We start from the raw sequence: 23,475 nt of genomic DNA, 5'->3' as shown, positions 1-23,475 counted from the left end.
GATGCCGACTGCCGAGGACGTCCGGGAGCTCCGCGCACTGCAGGCCAAGGCCTACGGGCGCCATGGGCGGCTCACGGATGCCGAGGCGCAGCGTCTGCGCGAGCTCGATGGGGCGGCGGCTGCGCCGTCGCCCGCAGCATCCGCTCCCGATCCGGTCCTCGTCGCCGACTTGCGGCTTCCGCTCGCGGATCACGCGGCGGACTCCCGCACGACGAGCGGCATCGCCTCGGAGGACGCTGCGCGGCCGGCGTCCGCTCGAGGTGTGCTGAGTCGCTTCGGCCTGCTCGTGGGAATCGTCGTCGTCTGCGTCTCGCTCGGCGTGCTGCTCGGCTGGGCGATGTTCGGCGACGGACGTGCCGCGACCGTGCAGCTGTCGGCCGAGCAGCAGGAATGGCAGAGTCAGCTGGTCGCGTCGGGGACCTTCGACCAGGGTTCGGTTCGGGCGGTCACGACCGAGCGCGACGTGATCGTCTGGTACGCCACGAAGGACGAGGGCTCCATCGTGTGCATGGTGTTGGGCGACGGGGCGTCCACGGTTCCCTCGTGCACGTCGCGGGAGCAGGCGCTCGCGGGCGGTCTCCGCAGCTCGATCGTGGTCGCAGACGGTGAGGACGACCTGGAGTACGAGGTCGGCGCACAGCTTTACCTCACGCGTGACGGCGACCCGGCCGTGGTCTCGTACGGATACATAGCGTCGTCGCAGACATCGAACATGTTCGCCAGCCGCGAGCAGGCCGCCGTGGCCGCGTCGCTCGCAGAGGCGGGATTCGACGGTCGTTCCGTGGCTGTCGTCGGCTACGACGACGGGGTGCCGCTGTGGGTGGGTCTCGACAAGGAGACTCAGCGGAGGTGTCTCGTGTACGACGGATCGCAGCCTGAGCTCGAGATGGTCTGTCAGGATCCGTGGTTCACGACGGGCGATGACGAGTCGCTCGTGCTCGAGCGCGTCGGAGACGACGGCACGATGACGCGGTACGAGTACACCTCCGCCTATGCGCAGGAGTATCTGACGATCACGCGAGAAGGAGCCGGCCGATGACTCCTGATGACGCCGCCGAGCTCCGCGCGCTGCAGGCCAAGGCCTACGGGCGCGACGGTCGGCTGGCCGATCAGGAGGCCCGACGCCTGGCCGACCTCGAGTCCGCCAGGAGCATGCCGTTCGGCCGCGCGGACCTCGACGAGACCGTCGAGCCCGACGCGAGAGACGGGCGGGTGGCGCAGGACGAGCCCTCGACGGAGACACCCGTTCCTCGAGTCGTCGACACGCCCCGGGAGCCGTCGGGCGTGGGTCAGTCCTCGGAGCTGTCGGGCGTGGGTCCGTCCTCGGAGCCGTCGGCGGACCCAGCAGCCTCGTGGAGACGCGTCGTGCGGACGCATCTCCGGGTCGTGATCGCGGCATCCCTCGCTCTTCTCCTGGTCGGCGTCGCCGGCGGGTGGGCCCTCTTCGGTCGCGGCTCGGACGCCACCGCGCTCAGCCCGGGGCAGCAGGAGCGGCGCGTCGAGCTGCAGGCCGGCGACGACTACGACGACGGAAGCGTGCGTCTCATCGCCGAAGACGATGACACGGTCGTCTGGTACGCGACCCGTCGAGACGGCGAGCTCGCCTGCGTCGTGCTCGACGTCGGCGAGGCCTCCCAGGACCAGTGCGCTCGCGCCGACGCCGAGGGCGGCGAGCCGCTGAACGTGTCTCTTTCGGTCCCGGTCTCCGATCCTGACGACCCCGCTGAGGAGTACGGCACGTCGATCTCGGCCACCGTCGGTTTCACGACCTCCGGCGAGCCGCTGGCATGGATCTACCGCTGGGAGATCAACGACACGATGCTCGGTCAGTTCGACGGCGCGGAGCGCGAGCGTGCCGAGGCGCTGGTCGCCGACGGGTACCTGCCCGGGCTGTCGATCGTCGGATACTTCCACGACGAGCCGGTCTGGCTGGCGGAGCGGCCTGCGGACGGCACGCAGAGCGGCGGTTTCGTGCAGTGCATGGTCGTGGATGCGGCGAGCGAGGCCACGGCATGCCAGGTGTCCGACGACCGGAACGGCGGCCTTCGCGCATTCAGCCTCGAGACGGCGGACGACGGCACTACCGTGCTGTGGACGCTGAGAATCCGGTTCACCGGGTGGGGCAGTCCGTACCTGACGATCGAGCAGGGCGACCCCGCCGATATCGGCATCTCGTACATCGAACTCGGCGGCGAGCATCAGGATCCGATCCTCGTCGAGGTTCCGACGTCGGAGTCGGGCGGCTGAGCTCAGTCGGCCGCGGTCACCCGGTCGGCGAGGATCGCGCGTCGCTGGTCACCGATGCGCGTGAGGAAGAGCGTCGCCGAGGCATCGCCGCGCAGCGTGAGCTTCTTGCGGAACGCCGCAGGATCGATGTCCATGCCGCGCTTCTTGATCTCGAGAGCGCCGATGTCGTGGGCCTTCAGCACGGCGCTGATCGCCTTCGGGTTCGCGGGCATGGTCTCGCGCACCCGGAACGACTGCACGAACGGGCTCGTGAGAGCGGCGTCCGAGGTCAGGTAGGCGATGCGCTCGTCGAGCATGCCCGCCTGGAGGCTGCGGGCCACGTCGCCGATCAGGCGCGCGCGGATCACCGCGCCGTCCGGCTCGTGGAGGAAGGCTCCGAGATCCCGGGCGGGTTCGTCCTCGGCATCCGTCCCCGCAGTGAGCTCGTGCGAGCGGTCCCCGCGGATCACGAGGGCCGCGCGGCGCACGCCCTCGCGCGCCAGCGGACCGGTCCACAGCACGAGTTCGACCACGCTGCCGTCGGCGCTCACCCACTGCGCCTCGGCCTCGGCGGGAAGGGCGTCGCGATCGTGACCCGGACCGAGCTTGATGCCGGTCGGCTGACGGGAGGCCACGTCGAACGCCCAGTCGAGCGGCGGGGAGTAGTCGTCGGAGGAGACGCGTCGCGTCTCGCCGTGACCGGAGGTCCGCCGCGCGGGGTCCAGCCATATCGCCTGATCGTCGGCCGGGACGGGCACATGGTCCTGGGCGATCCCATGCTGCACCTGTGCGGCGTCTCCGAACGGAGCGAGGTTGTACGCCGCGATCGCCGCCGTGACCTCGTCGGCATCCACACCCTGCACATCGAGCCCCGCACCGGCGAAGGCGAGGGCGTCGCCGCCGATCCCGCATCCGAGGTCGGCGATCCGCGTGATCCCCGCACGACGCATGCGCTGCGCGTGCCGTGCGGCCACGCCGAGGCGGGTGGCCTGCTCGAGCCCTGACCGCGTGAACAGCATCCGTGCAGCGAAGTCGCCGAACTTGGCCGCCGCCTTGGAGCGGAGGCGTGCCTGGCCGACGACGGCCGAGACGAGATCGGGAGAGTGGCCGGCCGCGCGGAGCCGGGACACGGAGCGCGCGACGTCGGCGACACCGTCCACGGGACCGAGCGCATCCAGCAGATCGAGTCCCTCGGGGGTGAGCAGGGCGCGCAGCTCGGTCATCTCCACCACCTCAGTGTAGGTGCGGGGTTCCGACGTGCTCGTTCGGTCGGCTGGCACTCGCATTGCATGAGTGCCAGCCGACGCCGTAGACTGCTGTTAGCACTCTCGGGTTGAGAGTGCGAACGAGTCTTTCGTGTCAGCGTCAAGAAAGAAGAGGTAGACCGTGTCGGTTTCCATCAAGCCGCTCGAGGACCGCATCGTCATCAAGCAGGTCGAGGCCGAGCAGACCACCGCGAGTGGCCTGGTCATCCCCGACACCGCCAAGGAGAAGCCCCAGGAGGGCGAGGTCGTGGCGGTCGGCCCCGGTCGCATCGATGACAACGGCAACCGCGTCCCGCTCGACGTCGCCGTCGGCGACCGCGTGCTCTACAGCAAGTACGGCGGCACCGAGGTGAAGTTCGGCGCGGACGAGTTCCTCGTCCTCTCCGCTCGCGACGTCCTCGCGGTCGTCGTCCGCTGAGACCACGTCCTCGGAAGGGCCCGGATGCATCACGCATCCGGGCCCTTTCCGCGTCCTGCCACACGGCATCCGATTCCTGCCATTCTCGGCCCACGATCCGCACGCGGTCCGGGCGCTCCCGTCCGTCGCACTAGGGTTGTGCGGTGACCCTGACGAGCTCCCCCACCCGCACCGCCCAGACCGCGGGGGTCGCATACGCCGGCGGCGCGTATCTGCTCTGGGGCGTGCTGCCCCTGTACTTCCTGCTGCTGACCCCCACCGGGCCCTGGGAGGTCGTCGCGTGGCGCGTGCTGCTGTCCCTCGTGTTCTGCGTGATCCTGCTCACCGTGATGCGTGGGTGGGCGACGCTCGGAGTCATCGTCCGCCAGCCGCGTCTGCTGGGCTGGACGGCGCTCGCCGGCCTGCTGATCTACGTGAACTGGCAGGTGTTCCTCATCGGGACGCTGACCGGGCACGTGCTGGAGACCAGCCTCGGGTACTTCATCAACCCGATCACCACCGTCCTCCTCGGCGTGTTCGTGTTGAAGGAGCGCATCCGCCGCCTCCAGTGGGCCGCGATCGGGATCGCCGCCGTCGCGGTGGTCGTGATCGTCGTGCTGTACGGCTCTTTCCCGTGGATCGCGCTCTCGCTCACCGCCTCCTTCGGCCTCTACGGACTCATCAAGAAGAAGATCGGCCCCGCGGTCGATGCCGTGAGCGGGCTCACGCTCGAGTCGTTCTGGCTGGTGCCCATCGCGATCGTGCAACTCGTGCTCGTGGCGACCACTCCGGAAGGCCTCACGATGGGCGCCAACGGTCCGTGGCATGTCGCGCTGCTGGCGTTCGCGGGAGTGGCCACCGCCGTGCCCCTGCTGCTGTTCGCCGCCGGTGCGCGCCGTATCGACCTCACCGTCATCGGGATGATCCAGTTCATCACCCCGGTCATGCAGTTCGTGATCGGCGCCGTCGTGCTCGGCGAGCCGATGCCCCTCGAGCGCTGGATCGGCTTCCTCGTCGTCTGGGTCGCGATCGCGGTCTTCGTGACCGATCTGCTGCTGACCGCGCGCCGCGGTCGTCGCGCGGTCGTCACCGCTCTCTGATCTGCACTTCCGTGGTGAGAGCGCCTCGTTCGGATCGTTAACGCACCGAAATGTAGACGACTCCTGATCGAGACCTTCTGGACCTAATGTGTAGAGCATCCGACCGCGGGTGCTTTCCGCGGCCAGTCACGCAAGGGAGCATCATGACCGTATTCACGCGCTCGCGCAGCGCCAAGATCATCGCCGGGATCGCGCTCGTCAGCGCCTCGGCGCTGGTCGTCTCGGGCTGCAGCAGCACGCCCTCCGACGAGGGTTCGGGCGGCGGGGACAAGCCCGCGACGGACCTCACCCTCAAGCTCGGCTCGCTGCTGCCCCAGACCGGCTCGCTGGCCTTCCTCGGCCCGCCCATGGAGTCCGGTGTGGGCCTCGCGGTCCAGGAGATCAACGAAGCCGATGCCGGCATCACGATCGACCTCACCGCCGAGGACGAGGGCGACACCGACACCAAGGCGTACGAGACCTCGATCACCAAGCTCCAGGGTGCGGGCGTCTCCGCGATCGTCGGCGCTGCGGCATCCGGCGTCTCGAAGCTGATCCTCGACGGCAACGTCAGCGCCGGCATCCTGCAGATCTCCGCCTCGAACACCTCGCCCGACTTCACCGCGTGGGACGACGACGGCCTGTACTTCCGCACCGCCCCCAGCGACCTGCTGCAGGGCGAGGTGCTCGGCAACCTGATCGCCGAGGACGGCGCCAAGACGCTCGGCATCATCTACCAGAACGACGCCTACGGCACCGGCCTGAACGACGCCATCACCACGACGTTCGAGGGTACCGGCGGCCAGGTCGTCGAGTCGGTCTCGTTCAACGTCGGCGACGCGCAGTTCGACGCGCAGGTCGAGTCGATCAAGGCCCAGAACCCCGACGCCGTCGCGATCGTGTCGTTCGACCAGTTCAAGACGATCGCGCCGCTGCTGGTGAACGCCGGCATCTCGGCCGACAAGTTCTACATGGTCGACGGCAACCTGTCCGACTACGGCTCCGACATCCCCGTGTCGCTCGAGGGCGCACAGGGCACGAAGGCCGGCCCCGCGCTCGAGGACGACTTCACCGACCGTCTCCAGACGTACTGGACCGGTGAGGGCAACCCCGAGGTCAAGGACTTCACGTACGCGGCCGAGGCCTACGACGCCGTCGTGCTCGTGGCGCTGGCGTCGCTGGCGGCGGGTTCCACCGACGGCAAGGACATCGCGGCAAAGATGCAGGAGATCTCCGGCGGCTCGGGCGACGGTGAGAAGTGCACCACGTTCGCGGACTGCGCCAAGATCATCAACGACGGCGGCACGGCCGACTACGACGGCTACTCCGGCGAGGTCACGTTCGACGAGGCGGGCGACCCCCAGGGCGCCACGATCGGCATCTACAAGTACAACGCCGAGAACACCATCGAGCGCACCAACTGATCACCTCAGCACACGCTGACTGATCGCACGAAGGCCCCGGATGCAGCATCCGGGGCCTTCGCCATGCGACCGGTGCCTGGTGGCGCGTTTCGTCTCGCTGCGCTCGCTCAACGACCGGAGAGGGCTGCGCTCGCTCAACGGCCGGAGGGGCTGCGCTCGCTCAACGGGCGGAGGGGCTGCGCTCGCTCAACGGCCGGAGGGGCTGCGCTCGCTCAACGACCGGGGGGAGCTGCGCTCGGTGAGCGAGGAGCGCGGCGACGAGACGAAACGCGCCACGGCCCTCGCGCACGACAGAGGGGCGGATGCCGCGGCACGCGCCCCTCTCTCATGCCTGCCGCTCAGCCGGCGTCGGTTCCCAGCGTGCCGAGGTAGAGGCCGATCACCTTGGGGTCGTTCAGCAGGTCGCGTCCGGTGCCCTCGTACGCGTCCTTGCCCTGGTCGAGGACGTAGCCGCGATCGCAGATCTGCAGGCACCGACGCGCGTTCTGCTCGACCATGATCGTCGTCACGCCCGCCTTGTTGATGTCGGAGACGCGGATGAACGCGTCATCTTGACGCACGGGGGACAGCCCCGCGGAGGGCTCATCGAGCAGCAGCACAGACGGGTCCATCATCAGGGCCCGCGACATCGCCACCATCTGGCGTTCGCCTCCCGACAGCGATCCCGCGCGCTGCTTGAGTCGCTTGCCGAGCTCGGCGAAGATGCTCGTCACGAACTCCAGCCGCTCGGTGTACGCCTTGGGGTTCTGGTACAGCCCCATCTGCAGGTTCTCCTCGATCGAGAGGGAGGGGAACACGTTGTTCGTCTGTGGCACGAAGGCGACTCCGCGCTTCACGAGCTTGTCGGCCTTCAGGTTGACGATGCTCTCGCCGTTGAGCGTGATCTCGCCGCTGCGGACGTTCACGAGCCCGAAGATCGACTTGAGCAACGTGGACTTGCCGGCGCCGTTCGGGCCGATGATGCCGATCAGCTCTCCCTGACGGGCCACGAGGTTCGCGCCGTTGAGGATGTTCACGCCGGGCAGGTACCCCGCGTGCACGTCCGTCAACTCGACCACGACGTCGTCGTGCGCCGTCGCTGCGGCGTTTCCGGATGTCGTGTCGCTCATGAGCGTCCCTCCTCGTTCTCCTCGGCGGTCAGCTCGGCGTCGGCCTCCGCCTCGATCTGCTCCCGCAGCTTGACGGCCGCCGTGTCGGCGAGCACGGGGATGCGTCCCGTGACCGCGCCGAGGTCGACGTCCTGATGCGCACCGAGGTACGCATCCACGACGGCCGGATCCTCCATGACTTCCTCAGGCGGACCCTCGGCGACGACCTTGCCCTCGGCCATCACGACGACCCAGTCGGCGATGTGACGCACCATGTGCATATCGTGCTCGACGAACAGGACGGTCATGCCCTGCTCCTTCAGGTCGAGGATGTGGTCGAGCAGCGATTGTGTCAGCGCGGGGTTCACCCCCGCCATGGGCTCGTCGAGCATGACCAGCGTCGGATCGCTCATGAGCGCCCTCGCCATCTCGAGGAGCTTGCGCTGGCCGCCCGAGAGCGCTGCGGCGAAGTCCTTCTCCTTGGCGTCGAGCTTGAACCGCGTGAGCAGCTCGCGCGCCTTGACCTCGATCTCCTGATCCTGCTTCCGCCACAGGAACGGGAAGAGGCTCGACCAGAAGCCCTCGCCGCGCTGATTGGGCGCGCCGAGCTTCATGTTCTCCAGCACCGTGAGCAGCGACAGCGACTTCGTGAGCTGGAACGTGCGCACCTGGCCCATGCGCGCCACCTTGAACGACGGCACGCCGGACAGGTTCTTGCCGTCGAACGACCAGGTGCCGCTGTTGGGCTTGTCGAAACCGCACAGCAGGTTGAACAGCGTCGTCTTGCCGGCGCCGTTCGGGCCGATCAGCGCCGTGATGGCACCGCGGGGGATCTCCACGTGATCCACGTCCACGGCAGTGAGGCCGCCGAAGCGCCGCTGCACGGCATCCACGACGAGGATCGGATCGACCTTGGCGACGCCGGGGGCCGCAGGGCCCTTCGTGAGTCCCGTGGTCTTCGGGCGGCGGATGCTCCCGGTCGACGGCGCCGCGGCGGAGCCTTCTTCGGGGGTCAGTTCACTTGACAAAGGTCATCTCCCTCTTGTCTCCGAGGATGCCCTGCGGGCGGAAGATCACGAGCAGCATGAGCGCGATGCCGACGAAGATGAAGACGAGCGTCGAGGCCTGGCTGTCGGACATGGGCAGGAGATCGGCTTTCGCCAACGCCGGGAGCAGGTTCGCGAGGAACGCGAACACGACCCAGAAGAGGATCGCGCCGAGCGTCGGTCCGAACACCGTGGCCGCACCGCCGAGCAGCAGCACGGTCCACAGGAAGAACGTCAACGAGGTCGTGTAGCTGCCGGGGACCACGGCGGAGGGGAGGACGAACACTATGCCGCCCGCCGCCCCGATGATGCCGCCGACCACGAGCGCCTGCATCTTGTACGCGAAGACGTTCTTGCCGAGCGAACGCACGGCGTCCTCGTCCTCGCGGATGCCCTTGAGGACGCGTCCCCACGGGCTGCGCATGAGCGCCCAGACGACGAACACGGCGAGGGCGAGCACGATCACGCCGAACACCCGGTTCCACAGGTCGTTCGCGGTGTACGTCCACGGGCCGAAGCCGTAGGTGCCGGGCGGGAACGGATTCGCGTCGCGGAAGCCGCCGTTGTACTGCGCAAGGCCGTCGGCCGAGTTCGTGAACTCGTCGAACACCTGCGTCGTGAAGAGCAGCCGCACGATCTCACCGGCCGCGATGGTCGCGATCGCGAGGTAGTCGGCTCGCAGCCGGAGGGTCGGGATGCCGAGCAGCACCGCGAACAGCGCTCCGCCGCAGAGCCCGATGAGCATGCCGACCCACCAGGGGAGTCCGAACGAGAGCACGGAGATCGCGTAGCCGTAGCCGCCGACCGCCATGAACGCCGCCATGCCGAAGTTCAGCAGGCCCGCATAGCCGAAGTGCACCGCGAGGCCGGTCGCCGCGAGCGCGTATGCGATCGTGACCGGGCTGAAGAGGTAGACCGCGGTGTTGGAGAAGATGCTTCCGAAGTCCATCGTCAGCCCAACCTTTCCTTGCGTCCGAGCAGACCCTGCGGCCTCACCAGGAGGATGACGATGAGGATGACCAGTGCGCTCGCGTACTTGAGGTCGGAGGGGATCCACAGGGTCGAGAGCTCGACCGCCATCCCGACGATGATCGAGCCGACCAGGGCGCCGAACGCGGTGCCGAGACCGCCGAGCGTGATGGCCGCGAAGATCAGCAGCAGCATCTGCATGCCCATGTCCCACTTCACCCCGGGGCGGAAGTACGCCCACAGGATGCCGGAGATCGCGGCGAGCACGCCGGCCAGGATCCACACGATGCGGATGACCTTGTCGACGTCGATGCCGGAGGCCGCCGCGAGCTGCGGGTTGTCGGAGATGGCTCTGGTGGCCTTGCCGACACGGGTGCGGGTCAGGAACCAGGCGACGCCGAGGATCACGACGATGCTGACGCCCATCGCGATCATGTCGATGTAGGACAGCGAGATCGGACCGAACTGGATCGGCGTGGGGCTCGCACCGGGGAGCTGCCTCGTGCCGCCGCCGATGAAGTACTGGAACAGGTAGCGCAGCGCGAGCGAGAGTCCGATGCTGACGATCATCAGCTGGACGACGCCCAGCCCTCGTCGTCGAAGCGGGCGCCACAGGCCCGCATCCATCGCCCAGCCGAACAGCCCGCCGCCGATCACGGCGGCGGCGATGCCGAGCCAGAGGGGCAGGTGCCAGAAGCTCGTGGTGACGAGGGCGACGAGACCGCCCCACGTCACCATCTCGGCGTGCGCGAAGTTCGACAGGCGCGTGGTGCCGTAGATGAGCGCGGCTCCCATCGACGCGAGAGCGAGCAGTAGACCGAAGTTGAGTCCACCGACGAGTCGCGACATGAGCTGGTCGATGAAGGACGACGTCACCCGCTCGCCCTCGCCGAGGAACAGGTTCATGATCTTCGTGCCGGTGAGGCCGAACTCGACCTCGAACGACGCCGTCGTCCCGGAGATCGGCTGCGTGCCCTCGGGGAGCTGTGCCGCATCGACGATCACCCCGTCGGGCAGGGTGTCCTCGTCGACGGTGAGCGTGTACTTCTCCTTCTCGGGGACGTACAGTCGCCACTTGCCTTCGGCGTCCGTCTCGGTCTCGGCGTCGAAGCCCTTGCCCTCGATGGACATGACCACGCCCTCGACGGGCTGATCCTCGAAGGTGATCACGCCGCCGAAGTAGTAGTCGGTGATCTCCTGGCCGTCGTCGGTCTCCTCGGCGGAGGCGGATGCGGGTGGCTGCAGCCACAGGAATGCAAGGGCGAGCAGCGTCGCGAGAAGGGTGATGCCCCATCGCGTTCCGCTTCGTTTCGCCGAGATCGTCGGACTCACAGAACCTCCCAGTCCAGTACACAGACCAAGACAGGGTGTTCATCGGCCTTGATGTACGACGGTATGAGCGTAATGTGTCGGCTCTGTTTCGACCAAGGCACGATCTGCTCACGGCGAGCACGATCTGATCACGAAGTCGCACACCCGACTCGAGGACTCCACGCCGCAGGGGAGTCGCCGATCCGCGTCGCACCGGGAATTTCCTCAGCCCTGCGCCGCTTAGAATTGGTACACGCACCCACAACGCGCCCGCAGGAGGAGAATCCATGGATCAGCACGACCCCTTCGGTTTCGTCGGACTCACGTACGACGACGTGCTGCTCCTCCCGGGGCACACCGACGTCATCCCGAGCGAGGCCGACACCTCGTCGCGGATCACTCGCCGGATCTCGGTCGCGACTCCTCTGCTCTCGAGCGCCATGGACACCGTGACCGAGTCGCGCATGGCGATCGCGATGGCGCGTGAGGGCGGCATCGGCATCCTGCACCGCAACCTCTCGATCGCCGACCAGGCCGCGCACGTCGACCGCGTCAAGCGCAGCGAGTCGGGCATGATCACCGACCCCATCACGACCACGCCGGACGCCACGGTCGAGGAGGTCGACGCGCTCTGCGCCAAGTACCGCATCTCCGGTCTCCCCGTGGTCGACCCGGACGGCCGTCTCGTCGGCATCGTCACGAACCGCGACATGCGGTTCGTCTCGGGGTTCGAGCGGCAGACGACGTTCGTGAAGGACGTGATGACCAGTGAGGGTCTCGTCACCGCCCGGGTCGGTGTCGCAGCGGGCGAGGTCATCTCGCTGTTCGCGAAGCACCGCGTCGAGAAGCTGCCGCTCATCGACGACGAGGGCAAGCTGGCGGGCCTGATCACGATCAAGGACTTCGACAAGAGCGAAAAGTACCCTCTCGCCACCAAGGACGACCAGGGGCGTCTGCGCGTGGGCGCGGCCATCGGCTTCTTCGGCGACGCGTGGGAGCGTGCCGAGGCGCTGCGCGACGCGGGCGTCGACGTGCTCGTGGTCGACACGGCCAACGGCCAGTCGCAGGGCGTGATCGACCTCGTGAAGCGCCTCAAGGCCGATGAGAGTTTCGCGCACATCGACGTGATCGGCGGCAACGTCGCCACGCGCGAGGGCGCTCAGGCCCTCGTCGACGCGGGCGTGGACGCCGTCAAGGTCGGCGTGGGCCCCGGCTCGATCTGCACGACCCGCGTGGTCGCGGGCGTCGGCGTGCCCCAGGTCACGGCTGTCTACGAGGCGTCGCTCGCGGCGCGTCCGGCCGGCATCCCGGTCATCGCAGACGGCGGGCTGCAGTACTCGGGCGACATCGCCAAGGCCCTCGTCGCAGGCGCGGATGCTGTCATGCTCGGCTCGCTGCTCGCCGGCACGGACGAGTCGCCGGGCGAGATCGTGTTCCAGTCGGGCAAGCAGTTCAAGCAGTACCGGGGCATGGGCTCGCTCGGCGCGATGCAGACGCGCGGCAAGCAGACGTCCTACTCGAAGGACCGCTACTTCCAGGCGGATGTGCCGAGCGACGACAAGCTGATCCCGGAGGGCATCGAGGGTCAGGTCCCGTACCGCGGGCCCGTCTCGGCTGTCGCTTACCAGCTCGTAGGCGGCCTGCGTCAGTCGATGTTCTACGTCGGCGCGCGCACGATCGAGGAGCTCAAGACGCGGGGTCGCTTCGTACGCATCACGGCGGCGGGGCTCAAGGAATCGCACCCGCACGACGTGCAGATCGTGGTCGAGGCGCCGAACTACAAGCGCTGAGATCGGACGGAGGGGACGGATGCCGCGGCATCCGTCCCCTTCCGCATGTCGCGGGTGCGGCGTAGCGTGCCGGGTATGTGCCGCAACATCGTGCCTCTGAACAACCTCGAGCCCGCCGCGACGGACGAGGAATGCCACGACGCCGCGCTGCAGTTCGTGCGGAAGATCGCGGGCACGACCTCGCCCTCCCGTGCGAACCAGGAGACGTTCGACCTCGCGGTCGAGGAGATCGCCCGCGCGACGAGGGCGCTGATCGACGGTCTGGTCACCGCGGCACCGCGGAAGAACCGGGAGGACGAGGCGCACAAACGTCGTGCGCGGTCGGCCGAGCGCTACGAGGCGATCCGGGTGTACCAGCAGGAGAAGAAGGCGGCGCGCGCGGGCTCCTGATCCGCGTGTGAAGATCTGGAGGATCTCCACACACGTCTCCGCCGCTGGTATGCCAGTATTTAGCAAGACCCGCTCGACATCCCTCGAGCTCCGGGGAGGGAGGACCTCCGGAGTTCGGCGCCGCCCCCATCGGCACGGGATATCCCCATCGAGAGCTGCTGCCATGACCGACGCCGCGCCCCGCGTCCTCGTCGTCGACGACGATCCCGATGTCGCCCTGCTCGTGAAGACCGTGCTCCAACGACGCGCGGGCTGCGAGGTCGTGACCGCGGGTGACGGACGATCCGCCGTCGAGCGACTCGAGTCTTTCGCTGCCGACGTCGTCGTGACCGACATCGAGATGCCCGGCCTCGACGGGCTGGAGCTTCTCGCCGAGCTGCGTCGCCGCGATCCGCTGGTGCCGGTGATCGTCATGACGGCCCACGTGTCGGTCGAGTACGCGGTGTCGGCGCTCCGCGCTCAGGCCGACGAGTTCCTCACCAAGCCGCTCGACAATGCGCGCCTCATCGAGGCAGTGACGCGCCTCGCCGCCGAGGGGCGGGCGCGCCGCGAATCGGGGCGCCCGAAGCAGACCGTGCTCGCGATCGGCGCCCACCCCGATGACGTCGAGATCGGCGTCGGCGGCATCCTCGCGGCCCATGCGCGTGCGGGCGATGCGATCACGATCCTCACTCTGTCCCGCGGCGCCCGCGGCGGCGACGCCGACAGCCGACAGCACGAATCTCTCGCGTCCGCCGAGCGGCTCGGTGCGCGTCTGTTCCTCAAGGACCTCGTCGACACCGAGATCTCCGGGGGAGGCGCGACCGTGCGCCTGATCGAGGAGGTCGTCGCCGAGGTCCAACCCACGGTCGTGTACACACACTCCGACCACGACCGCCATCAGGATCACCGCGCCGCGAACGAGGCCACCCTGGTCGCGACCCGCCGCGTCGGCACGGTGGCCTGCTATCAGAGCCCGTCCGCGACCATCGACTTCCGCCCGACGCGCTTCGTGCGCATCGACGACTACCTCGGCGAGAAGCTCCAGCTGTTGGCCTGCTTCGCCTCGCAGACCGCGACGCGCGACTACCTCGACCCCGATTTCGTGACCGCCACCGCGCGCTACTGGTCGCGGTTCGGGGGAGGGGCCGCGGTCGAGCCCCTCGAGGTCGTGCGGGAGACCGCCGAGTTCGTCGGCGCCCAGGAACTCACGAAGTTGGAGCGCTGATGACTGCACGCGTCCTCGTGACCGGTGCGGGTGGTCCGGCGGGAGTCGCGGTGATCCGCTCGCTCCTGCGCCGACCCGAGCTCACGGTCTTCGCCGCCGACATGGACGGCTGGGCGAGCGGCATCTACCTCGTCCCGCCGGCGCAGCGACGCCTGGTGCCTCCGGGGCGCGACGCCGACTTCGTGCCGGCGATCGCGCGCATGGTGGCCGAGGATGCGCTCGACCTCGTGATCTCGACGGTCGACGTCGAGCTCGTCGCGCTCGCCGGACGCCGCGACGAGCTCGCCCCCGCCGTGCTCGCGGCCCCGTCGGAAGACACCCTGACCACCGCCCTCGACAAGCTCCTGCTCGCCGAGCGCTGCGACGCGACCGGCCGCAGCCCGCGGACGCTCCTCGCCGGGCCGGATGCGCTCGCCGTCGACTGGGGCTTTCCCGTGTTCGCCAAGCCCCGTCAGGGCGCCGGCAGTCGCGGCATCCGGCTGGTTCCCGACCGGGCGGCGCTGGAGGCGCTGCCGACCGATGAAGGGCTGATCGTCCAGGAGTTCCTGCCGGGCGAGGAGTACTCCGTCGACGTGATCGCCGACGCCGCCGGCCACGTCGTGGCGGCGGTCCCTCGCACGCGTGCGCGGGTCGATTCCGGCGTCGCGATCGCCGGTCGCACGGTGCACGACCCCGAGCTCATCGAGACGGCGACGGCCATCGCCGAGGCGATCGGCCTGGTCGGCGTCGCGAACGTGCAGCTCCGGCGCGACCGCGCGGGGCGCGCAATGCTGCTGGAAGTCAATCCGCGCTTCCCGGGAGCGCTCCCGCTCACGATCGCCGCCGGCGTCGACATCCCCTCGCTCGTCGCCGACCTCTTCCTCGGCGCCGAACTGCCCGCCGCGATCCCGTTCCGAGAGATCGCCTCGGTGCGGTTCCTCGAGGACATCATCGTCGAGGTCGACGAGGTGCTCGTCTCCGCGCACGCCGGCCACCAGGAGGAGCTGTGAGCCATCCCGCGCTGCGCGGCGACCACCACGTGCACTCCACGTTCTCGGACGACGCCGTCGCCACGCTCGAGGAGAACGTCGCCGCCGCCGAGCGACGGGGCCTCGAGACGCTTCGCCTCGTCGACCACGTGCGACGCGACACGACGTGGGTGCCCGAATACCTCGACGCAGTCCGCGCACTGCGCGTGCCGGAGGGGCTGACCGTGCTGACCGGAGTGGAGGCCAAGATCCTCGACGCCGCGGGCACCCTCGACATCCCCGACCTCCCGTCGGGCATCGACCGCATCCTGATCGCCGACCACCAGTTCCCCGGCGACGACGGTCCCCTGGGACCGACGGCCGTCCGCGAGCGGATAGCCGCCGGCTGGGCGTCATCCGACGTGCTCGACCAGCTGGTCTCCGCCCTGGTCGCGGCCATGCACCGGCATCCGGGCAACCAGCTCGCGCACTGCTTCTCGATCCTCCCCAAGATCGGTCTCTCCGAAGACGACCTCGGAGCCGAGCGCATCGACGCCTGGGCGCGCACCGCCGTCGCCACCGACACCCATGTCGAGGTCAACGAGAAGTGGGGATGCCCCGGTCGGCCCCTGCTCGACGCGCTGCGCGCCGCGGGGGCGGTGATCGTCGCCTCCACCGACAGCCACGAGGCGGCCGAGGTCGGCCGCTACGAGCGCGTCGCCGCACTGCTGAACGAGGACGCCTGATGCCCGAACTCACCTGGCTCGAGACGGTGGTGGTCATCGTCCTGCTGCTCTGCGTGCTGATCGGCACGCTGCCCGTGGTCAACACGGGGCTGCAGTTCCTCGCGCTGCCCCTGCACGCCTTCCGCAACCACTACGACAAGGCCGCGCCGTACCACCCGCGGATCGCGGTGCTGATCCCGGCGTGGAACGAGGGGCGCGTGATCGGGCCCGCGATCGAGAGGCTGCTGCAGCTCGAATACCCCGCCGACCGCCTGCGGGTCTTCGTGATCGACGACGCCTCCACCGACGACACCCCCGACGTGGTCGCCTCGAAGGCCGCAGCGCATCCGGGCCGGGTCGTGCACCTGCGACGCGAGCAGGGCGGGCAGGGCAAGGCGCACACGCTCAACCACGGTCTCGACATCGTGCTCGCGGACGAGTGGACCGAGTCCGTGCTCATCATGGACGCGGACGTGATCTTCGCGCGCGACTCGCTGCGCAAGCTCAGCCGGCACCTCGCCGACGACAAGGTCGGGGCCGTGACGGCGTACATCGCCGAGGGCAGTCGGGATCGCAACTACCTCACCCGCTTCATCGCCATCGAGTACGTGATCGGGCAGCTGTCGGCGCGCCGCACGCAGAACGTGGGCGGCGCCATCGCGTGCCTCGCGGGCGGCGCGCAACTGCACTCCCGCGCGAACCTGGAGGCGATCGGAGGGCGGATCCCCACGGGCACGCTCGCCGAGGACACCATGACCACGTTCGAAGGCCAGCTCCACGGACGGCGCATGGTGTTCGAACCGCACGCGGTGGTGCTGGCCGAAGAGCCCCGCACGATCGACGCGCTGTGGAAGCAGCGCCTGCGCTGGGCGCGCGGCAACGTGCAGCTCACCTCGATCTACAAGAGGCTCTGGTTCCGTCCGAGCACGGAGCACAACCTCGGGAGCTTCGCTTTCGGCCTCGCCTGGTTCACGATCCTGCTGCTGCCGGCGTTCATGCTCCTCGCCGCAGTGGGGCTGCTCGCGCTCCTCCTGCTGCACAGCGACATCGCCGAGTTCGTCTTCCGCTTCATGTGGATCGCCGCCGCCTGCATCTACATCTTCTCCATGCTGTACTCGGTGCAGCTGGATCCGAGGATCGGGCGGCAGTCCTGGCGCGAGGCGATCATGTTCCCCGGGCTCGGCGCGCTGATCCTCATGGCGTTCGCCCTGTTCCCCTGGCTGTTCGAGAGCACGCTGCGTGCCCTCGGCCTCCCCGTGACGGATCACAGCCTGCTGATCTGGGCCGTGGTCTTCTACCTGTGGGGTCCGATCTCGATGCTCGGCATCTGGCTCGCGCGCGCGGTGGAGCCGCTCCCGGGCGGACGCTTCTTCGCGGGACTCCTGCTGTACGTGTGCGGCTACGGCTCTTTGCTGTGCGCGATCACCGTGGACTCCTACATCAAGGAGTGGCGCCGCGCGGACGCCGCCTGGATCAAGACCGAGAAGATCGGACGGGTCGACTCATGACCGATGCATCCCCGCAGAACACCGAAGAGGCCGAGATCGTCGCCGACGCCCGCCGCGAGAAGCGGCTGATCCCGCAGGCGCTGCTGTCGCTCGCCGTCGTGATCGTGATCGTGGTCGTGCGAGAGATGCTGCTCCGATGAGCATCCGGCCGCTGGCCCTCGTGGTCGAGGACAGCGCGGATCAGATCACGCTGCTCACCCGGCACCTGGAACGGGAGGGGTTCGAGGTGTTCGCGGCCGTGAACACCGAGACCGCGGTGGCGGCGTTCGAGGACATATCGCCGACGGTCGCGGTGATCGACCTGCTGCTTCCCGGCATCAGCGGCGAGGAATGCGTGCGTCTCGTGCGGCGCCGATTCCCGGACTGCTTCGTGATCGTCAGCTCCGTCCTGGACACGGCCGAGTACCCGGATGCGGACGCCGCGCTCCCCAAGCCGACCAGGGGCGCCGAACTGCGCACCCTGCTCCGGGGCGTCGCGCGATGAACGGGACGCCGCTGCGCCGGGCCGAGATCGGCTGGTACGCGATCTTCACCGACCCCAGCCCCCTGATCAAGCAGGCGCCGACCGCGATCGCCGCGGCTCTCGCGGTGACTGCGACCTGGGTGATCGCCGATCTGCCCTTCACGAACGCCGACGCCGCCCTCGCCGGCGTGTCGCTCGTGCTGTTCGCCACGTTGCAGGCGGGATTCCTGACGGCGCGGCGCGTGTACGACGGGTGGATCGTGCTCATGATCCCGATGATCGACATCATCGGCCTCGGGCTCTTCCGTGCGGGCACCGGCGGCGCCACGTCGGTGTTCACGTCGCTCGTCCTGCTCCCTGTGGTGTGGATCGCGGCGGCTCCCGGCATCCGCTACGTGTTCGCCGTCGGGGCGCTCACCTCGATCGCCCTCCTCATGCCGTACCTCACCGAGCCGCCGGACACCTCCGTCGAGCTGCTGCGCGGCGTCATCGGCCCCCTCGTGTTCTCCGCATTGGCGGCCGTCGTGAACGAGCTGTCGCGTCAGCAGCGCGTCCGTGCGGAGCAGGCCGAGCGGCTGGTCGCCGATCGCACGTCGGCCCTGGCGGAAAACGTGGCGATGGTGGCGCAGCTCACCGACAAGGAACGCGAGTACCGTCTGCTCCTCGACTCGTTCCAGAGCCTGTGGGCCTCCATCACCGTGCAGGCCGTGATCGCCGTGGATCGCGAGGGGACCATCACGGAATGGAACCCCGGGTCGGAGCGCCTGCTCGGGCTGTCGGTCCGAGAGGCACTCGACGACATCAGGATCGACCGCTTCTTCTCCGTGTCCGCGCTCTCGCAGCTGGTCGGCGATGCGCCGTGCGCGTCCGCGGACGCCGATCTGCCCTCCGGCATCCGTGCGCTGTTCGCCCGGGCCGACGCCGAGCGCACGGTGGAGGGCGACATCGACGTCACGACCGCGGGCGGCACGGTCGTCCCCGCACGCGTGACCGTCAGCCCGCGGAAGGACGCCGATGGTGAGACGCGCGGCTACCTGCTCGTGCTCACCGACGAGACCAGGGCGGTCGAAGTGGCGCGCATGAAGGACGAGTTCGTCGGCATGATCTCGCACGAGCTGCGCACGCCCCTCAGCGCGATCATCGGGTTCCTCGATCTTCTGCAGAACGACCCCGCGCAGCCTCTGACCGAGGAGCAGCAGGACTTCGTCGGCATCATCGAGCGCAACGCGCAACGGTTGCTCACGCTTGTGGGAGACCTCCTCTTCACAGCCCAGGTCGAATCGGGGCGGTTCCCGCTCGAGCGTCAGGACGTCGAACTCGGCGAGCTCGTGCGGAGTGCGGTCGCCTCCTCGGGGCCGCATGCGCAGCGCGAGGGCATCGACCTCGTGGCCGAGGTGCCCGAGACACCCGTGCGCATGGCCGCGGATCCGGGCCGGATCGGTCAGGCGCTCGACAACCTACTCTCGAACGCGATCAAGTTCACACCGTCCGGTGGGCGCGTCACGGCGGCGGTGCGTGCGCACGACGGCGGCATTGAGCTCTCGGTGCGGGACACGGGCCTCGGCATCCCGGAGGACGAGCAGGGGATGCTGTTCACCCGCTTCTTCCGCGCGTCGACCGCGACCCGCAACGCGGTGCCCGGGGTCGGCCTCGGGCTGACGATCACCCGGGCGATCGTGCTCGCGCACGGCGGCACCATGGACGTCACGAGCAAGGAGGGCGTGGGCACCGAGTTCCGGATGTTCCTGCCGACCGCACCGCGCACCGAGGCTCTGCAGGCGGTCTCGGCCGGACGGTGAACGTCGCTGCGTCGGAGTCCTGATAGCCTGGTCGGCTCGCCATGCGGGCGGAAGGACGGCCACGCAGGTGGGATACATCGATGTCACAGGGGTCTCGCTGACCCTTCCCGACGGCAGACCGCTGCTCGACGAGGCGACGTTCCGCGTCGGCTCCGGGTCCACGAGCGCGCTCATCGGCCCCAACGGAGCCGGCAAGACCACGCTGCTGCGCATCATCCGCGGCGACCTGACGGCGGATGCCGGGGTCGTGACGATAGACGGCGGGCTCGGAGTCATGGATCAGTTCGTCGGCCACGGAGAGGCCGGCCAGACGGTGCACGAACTGCTCGTGCGCGTGGCGCCCGCCCGGATCCGTCAGGCGGCCGAGGCGCTCGATGCGGCGGAGAACGCCCTGATCGACCGAGACGAGCACGACACCCAGATGGCGTACGCCACAGCGATCGCCGAGTACGCGGATGCCGGCGGGTACGAGCACGAGACGGTGTGGGATCAGTGCACGGTCGCGGCGCTCGGCGTGCCCTTCGAACGCGCCCGCTACCGCGAGCTCACCTCGCTGTCAGGCGGGGAGCAGAAGCGGCTCGCGCTCGAAGCCCTGCTGAGGGGGCCCGACGAGGTGCTCCTGCTCGACGAGCCGGACAACTACCTCGACGTGCCGACCAAGCGCTGGCTCGAGGAGCAGCTGCGGCAGACGCCGAAGACCGTGCTCCTCGTCTCCCACGACCGTGAACTGCTGGCCAGGGCCGCCGACCGCCTGGTGACGCTCGAACCGGGTGGGGCCGGTTCCACCGCCTGGGTGCACGGCGGCGGCTTCGCCACGTACCACCAGGCACGGAGCGACCGCATGGACCGGCTCGACGAGTTGCGGCGGCGCTGGGATGAGCAGCACGAGAAGCTGCTCGTGCTCGTCGCCACCCTCAAGGTCAAGGCCTCGGCGAACGACGGCTTCGCCTCGCGCTATCAGGCCGCCCAGACTCGCCTGCGCCGTTTCGAGGACGCCGGGCCGCCGCAGGAGCGTCCGCCCGCGCAGGACTTCGACATGAGGCTGCGCGGCGCGCGCACGGGCAAGCGCGCGGTCGTCGCCGAACGGCTGGAGCTCACGGGGCTCATGCGTCCGTTCGATGCGGAGGTCTGGTACGGGGACCGTGTCGCCGTGCTCGGCTCGAACGGCTCGGGCAAGTCGCACTTCCTTCGGCTGCTCGCCCGCGGCGGCACCGACCCCGACCCGAGCCTGGGACACGTGACCTCGACGGGGGAGCAGCTGCACCCTGTCGCGCACACCGGGGCCGCGGTGCTCGGCGCACGGGTCGTTCCCGGCCTGTTCGCGCAGACGCACGCGCATCCGGAGTTCGTGGGGCGCACTCTGCTGGAGATCCTTCATCGCGGCGACGAACGCCGCGCCGGGATGCCGCGGGATGCCGCGAGCTCGGCCCTCGACCGCTACGGGCTCGTGCGCCAGGCGCAGCAGGCCTTCGAGTCGCTCTCGGGCGGACAGCAGGCGCGGTTCCAGGTGCTGCTGCTCGAGCTCTCGGGAGCCACGCTGCTGCTGCTCGACGAGCCCACCGACAACCTCGATCTCGAATCGGCGGAGGCCCTGGAAGACGCGTTGGCGCGGTTCGAGGGCACGGTGCTCGCGGTGACGCACGACCGCTGGTTCGCGCGCGGCTTCGACAGGTTCCTGGTGTTCGGAGCGGACGGCGCGGTCTACGAGTCCGACGAGCCGGTGTGGGACGAGAGGCGGGTGCAGCGTGCGCGCTGATCCCTCCCTCGGGCGTGCCCGCCCGTCGGCCGCCGCGTGCGCTCCCGGTAGGCTGGGGGGGTGACCATGGAGATCGAGCTCGGCCGAGGCAAGCGCGCACGTCGCGCATACACGTTCGACGACATCGCGGTGGTGCCGTCACGGCGCACCCGCAACCCGGAGGACGTGTCGACCGCGTGGACGATCGACGCCTTCGGCTTCGACATCCCGGTGCTCGGCGCACCCATGGACTCGGTCGTGAGCCCGCAGACCGCGATCATGCTCGGTCAGCTGGGCGGCCTCGGAGTGCTCGACCTCGAAGGGCTCTGGACCCGCTATGAGGACCCGGAGCCCCTGCTCGCGGAGATCGCGGGTCTGGATGCCGACGGAGCGACCGTGCGCATGCAGCAGCTGTACTCCGAGCCGATCAAGCCCGAGCTCATCACCCGTCGTCTCGCCGAGATCCGCGACGCCGGGGTGACGGTCGCAGGGTCGCTCACCCCGCAGCGCACGCAGGAGTTCTACGACACGGTCGCCGCGGCCGGCGTCGACCTGTTCGTGATCCGCGGCACCACGGTGTCGGCCGAGCACGTCTCGAGCGTCGACGAGCCCCTCAACCTGAAGAAGTTCATCTACGACCTCGACGTGCCGGTGATCGTCGGTGGCGCCGCCACCTACACCGCGGCCCTGCACCTGATGCGCACCGGCGCGGCCGGAGTGCTCGTGGGCTTCGGCGGCGGAGCGGCCTCGACGACCCGTGCGACGCTCGGCATCCACGCGCCGATGGCGACGGCCGTGTCCGATGTCGCGGCCGCGCGCCGCGACTACCTCGACGAGTCGGGTGGGCGCTACGTGCACGTCATCGCGGACGGCGGGGTCGGCACGTCCGGCGACATCGTGAAGGCTCTGGCCATGGGTGCCGATGCCGTCATGCTCGGCGTCGCGCTCGCGCGTGCGACCGACGCGCCTGGACGCGGATTCCACTGGGGCCCCGAGGCGCACCACCCGAAGCTCCCGCGCGGTCGCCGCGTCGAGGTCGGCGGGATCGGCACGCTCGAGGAGATCCTCTACGGCCCCGCGCCCGTCGCCGACGGCACTGCGAACCTGATCGGCGCGCTGCGCAAGTCGATGGCCACCACCGGGTACTCCGACCTCAAGGAGTTCCAGCGGGTCGAGGTCGTGCTCGCCCCCTACGAGGCCTGAGTCCCGCATCACCGTGTCGTCCCCCGCTCTGTTCCCGCCGACCCTGCGCGAGGTCATGCTCCGCGGTCGCTGGATCGGGATGCTCGTGCTGTGCCTGGTCGTCGCCGGTGTGTTCGCCTGGCTCGGCCAGTGGCAGCTCGAGCGTGCCATCGACACCGATCCGCCTCCCGCGGGTGTGACCGAGCAGGTGCGTCCCCTGGCCGAGGTCGTCGAACCGGGGGAGTACCTCCCGGAGCCGCTCGTCGGACAGCGTGTCGAGACCTCGGGGTCGTGGGTCCCCGAGGACTTCCTCGTCGTCTCCAGCCGCTTCAACGACGATGTCGAGGGCTTCTGGGTCACCGGACAGCTTCGGGTGGCCGATCGTACGTCCATCGCCGTCGCGATCGGGTGGACGGCCGATCGAGCGGTCGCGGATGCCGCCGTCGCGGAACTCGAGGCGCAGGCCGACGGATCGACGGTCGACGTCACGGGTCGCGTCATCTCGGACGAGGGCCCGAGCGTCCCGCCGAGGGACGACCCGCAGCGCATGGACAGGATGTCGCCCGCCGCTCTGCTGAGCCGCTGGCACGACACCGCCGACCTGGACGTGTACCGCCCGTACCTGGCTTCCACTTCGGCCTCGGCAGGCCTCGTCGACATCTCCTCCCCGGCCCCGGAGGAGCAGTCGCCCGTCAACTGGCTCAACGTCTTCTACGCGGTCGAGTGGGCGATCTTCGCCGGCTTCGCCTTCTACCTCTGGTATCGACTCGCGAAGGACGCCTGGGAGCGCGAGGTCGAGGAGTTCGAGGACGCCGCGGCCGCGGCATCCGACTGAGCCTCGTCGCGCATCCGCGCATGGGCTTCCGCGCATCTGAGCGTGGACCGCTCCGGTCTTCCACCTTCGTCAGGGGTGCACTCGGGCCG

At 69.3% G+C, this 23,475-nt stretch carries 22 protein-coding genes; 17 read left to right on the top strand and 5 right to left on the bottom strand.

Annotation, left to right across the window (positions count from 1 at the left end; genetic code table 11):
* Nucleotide 1: 1 nt before the first annotated feature.
* Both AKH00_RS05590 and AKH00_RS05585 read left to right on the top strand, forming a co-directional pair.
* On the top strand, nucleotides 2-1,039 hold the full coding sequence (locus AKH00_RS05590) for a hypothetical protein (protein ID WP_050721653.1): 1,038 nt from the start codon (nucleotides 2-4) through the stop codon (nucleotides 1,037-1,039).
* Nucleotides 1,036-2,247 carry a hypothetical protein gene (locus AKH00_RS05585; protein WP_050721652.1) on the top strand — a complete coding sequence of 404 codons (1,212 nt, stop codon included), beginning with the start codon at nucleotides 1,036-1,038 and terminating at the stop codon, nucleotides 2,245-2,247. Before AKH00_RS05590 ends, AKH00_RS05585 begins: the two co-directional genes overlap by 4 nt.
* 2 nt (nucleotides 2,248-2,249) lie before the next feature.
* Here AKH00_RS05585 and AKH00_RS05580 read toward each other — a convergent pair whose 3' ends face one another.
* A complete protein-coding gene (locus AKH00_RS05580; protein ID WP_050722071.1) occupies nucleotides 2,250-3,455 on the bottom strand; it encodes a class I SAM-dependent methyltransferase in 1,206 nt (401 codons plus the stop codon).
* Between the two features lie 157 nt (nucleotides 3,456-3,612).
* On the opposite strand from AKH00_RS05580, the gene groES reads away from it, so the two are divergent.
* From groES to AKH00_RS05565, 3 genes are all read left to right on the top strand, one after another.
* Nucleotides 3,613-3,909: a co-chaperone GroES gene (gene groES, locus AKH00_RS05575; protein ID WP_017203655.1), complete on the top strand. Its 297-nt coding sequence runs from the start codon at nucleotides 3,613-3,615 to the stop codon at nucleotides 3,907-3,909.
* A gap of 149 nt (nucleotides 3,910-4,058) precedes the next feature.
* A complete protein-coding gene (gene rarD, locus AKH00_RS05570) occupies nucleotides 4,059-4,988 on the top strand; it encodes an EamA family transporter RarD (protein ID WP_050722070.1) in 930 nt (309 codons plus the stop codon).
* Between the two features lie 143 nt (nucleotides 4,989-5,131).
* Nucleotides 5,132-6,391, top strand: a complete 1,260-nt coding sequence (locus AKH00_RS05565; protein WP_050721651.1) for an ABC transporter substrate-binding protein — start codon at nucleotides 5,132-5,134, stop codon at nucleotides 6,389-6,391.
* Nucleotides 6,392-6,729: 338 nt separating this feature from the next.
* Here AKH00_RS05565 and AKH00_RS05560 read toward each other — a convergent pair whose 3' ends face one another.
* From AKH00_RS05560 to AKH00_RS05545, 4 genes are read right to left on the bottom strand one after another with little or no spacing between them, the layout of a single operon-like run.
* Nucleotides 6,730-7,500 (bottom strand): ABC transporter ATP-binding protein, encoded by a 771-nt coding sequence (locus tag AKH00_RS05560; protein ID WP_050721650.1) that lies wholly within the window; start codon nucleotides 7,498-7,500, stop codon nucleotides 6,730-6,732.
* The gene (locus AKH00_RS05555; protein ID WP_050722069.1) at nucleotides 7,497-8,450 is read right to left on the bottom strand and encodes an ABC transporter ATP-binding protein; all 954 of its coding nucleotides are present in this window, start codon (nucleotides 8,448-8,450) and stop codon (nucleotides 7,497-7,499) included. The genes AKH00_RS05560 and AKH00_RS05555 overlap by 4 nt, the downstream gene beginning before the upstream one ends.
* A gap of 46 nt (nucleotides 8,451-8,496) precedes the next feature.
* The gene (locus tag AKH00_RS05550; RefSeq protein ID WP_050721649.1) at nucleotides 8,497-9,474 is read right to left on the bottom strand and encodes a branched-chain amino acid ABC transporter permease; all 978 of its coding nucleotides are present in this window, start codon (nucleotides 9,472-9,474) and stop codon (nucleotides 8,497-8,499) included.
* A 2-nt stretch (nucleotides 9,475-9,476) separates the two neighbouring features.
* Entirely contained in the window at nucleotides 9,477-10,826 is a 1,350-nt protein-coding gene (locus tag AKH00_RS05545) for a branched-chain amino acid ABC transporter permease (RefSeq protein WP_082297417.1), read from the bottom strand.
* A gap of 266 nt (nucleotides 10,827-11,092) precedes the next feature.
* On the opposite strand from AKH00_RS05545, the gene guaB reads away from it, so the two are divergent.
* From guaB to AKH00_RS05490, 12 genes are all read left to right on the top strand, one after another.
* Nucleotides 11,093-12,595: an IMP dehydrogenase gene (gene guaB / locus AKH00_RS05540; protein WP_050721648.1), complete on the top strand. Its 1,503-nt coding sequence runs from the start codon at nucleotides 11,093-11,095 to the stop codon at nucleotides 12,593-12,595.
* Nucleotides 12,596-12,670: 75 nt separating this feature from the next.
* Complete coding sequence (locus AKH00_RS05535) at nucleotides 12,671-12,985, top strand: DUF2277 domain-containing protein (protein ID WP_050721647.1); 315 nt, start codon at nucleotides 12,671-12,673, stop codon at nucleotides 12,983-12,985.
* A 163-nt stretch (nucleotides 12,986-13,148) separates the two neighbouring features.
* Entirely contained in the window at nucleotides 13,149-14,192 is a 1,044-nt protein-coding gene (locus AKH00_RS05530; RefSeq protein WP_050721646.1) for a response regulator, read from the top strand.
* Nucleotides 14,192-15,181, top strand: coding sequence for an ATP-grasp domain-containing protein (locus tag AKH00_RS05525; protein WP_050721645.1), 990 nt, complete (start codon nucleotides 14,192-14,194; stop codon nucleotides 15,179-15,181). Before AKH00_RS05530 ends, AKH00_RS05525 begins: the two co-directional genes overlap by 1 nt.
* Complete coding sequence (locus AKH00_RS05520) at nucleotides 15,178-15,885, top strand: PHP domain-containing protein (protein ID WP_050721644.1); 708 nt, start codon at nucleotides 15,178-15,180, stop codon at nucleotides 15,883-15,885. Before AKH00_RS05525 ends, AKH00_RS05520 begins: the two co-directional genes overlap by 4 nt.
* The gene (locus AKH00_RS05515; protein ID WP_050721643.1) at nucleotides 15,885-17,372 is read left to right on the top strand and encodes a glycosyltransferase family 2 protein; all 1,488 of its coding nucleotides are present in this window, start codon (nucleotides 15,885-15,887) and stop codon (nucleotides 17,370-17,372) included. The genes AKH00_RS05520 and AKH00_RS05515 overlap by 1 nt, the downstream gene beginning before the upstream one ends.
* Nucleotides 17,369-17,512, top strand: a complete 144-nt coding sequence (locus AKH00_RS18110; RefSeq protein ID WP_200903803.1) for a hypothetical protein — start codon at nucleotides 17,369-17,371, stop codon at nucleotides 17,510-17,512. The genes AKH00_RS05515 and AKH00_RS18110 overlap by 4 nt, the downstream gene beginning before the upstream one ends.
* Nucleotides 17,509-17,856 (top strand): response regulator transcription factor, encoded by a 348-nt coding sequence (locus AKH00_RS05510; protein WP_050721642.1) that lies wholly within the window; start codon nucleotides 17,509-17,511, stop codon nucleotides 17,854-17,856. Before AKH00_RS18110 ends, AKH00_RS05510 begins: the two co-directional genes overlap by 4 nt.
* A complete protein-coding gene (locus tag AKH00_RS05505; protein ID WP_050721641.1) occupies nucleotides 17,853-19,634 on the top strand; it encodes a sensor histidine kinase in 1,782 nt (593 codons plus the stop codon). The genes AKH00_RS05510 and AKH00_RS05505 overlap by 4 nt, the downstream gene beginning before the upstream one ends.
* 67 nt (nucleotides 19,635-19,701) lie before the next feature.
* Entirely contained in the window at nucleotides 19,702-21,390 is a 1,689-nt protein-coding gene (locus tag AKH00_RS05500) for an ABC-F family ATP-binding cassette domain-containing protein (RefSeq protein ID WP_050721640.1), read from the top strand.
* A gap of 66 nt (nucleotides 21,391-21,456) precedes the next feature.
* Nucleotides 21,457-22,572: a GuaB3 family IMP dehydrogenase-related protein gene (locus AKH00_RS05495; protein WP_050721639.1), complete on the top strand. Its 1,116-nt coding sequence runs from the start codon at nucleotides 21,457-21,459 to the stop codon at nucleotides 22,570-22,572.
* A 55-nt stretch (nucleotides 22,573-22,627) separates the two neighbouring features.
* Complete coding sequence (locus tag AKH00_RS05490) at nucleotides 22,628-23,386, top strand: SURF1 family protein (protein WP_082297477.1); 759 nt, start codon at nucleotides 22,628-22,630, stop codon at nucleotides 23,384-23,386.
* The last annotated feature ends 89 nt before the right edge of the window (nucleotides 23,387-23,475 follow it).

The organism is Microbacterium sp. GCS4, from assembly GCF_001262495.1.
Lineage (GTDB): Bacteria > Actinomycetota > Actinomycetes > Actinomycetales > Microbacteriaceae > Microbacterium.
This window is presented reverse-complemented; position numbering and strand designations above follow the sequence as displayed.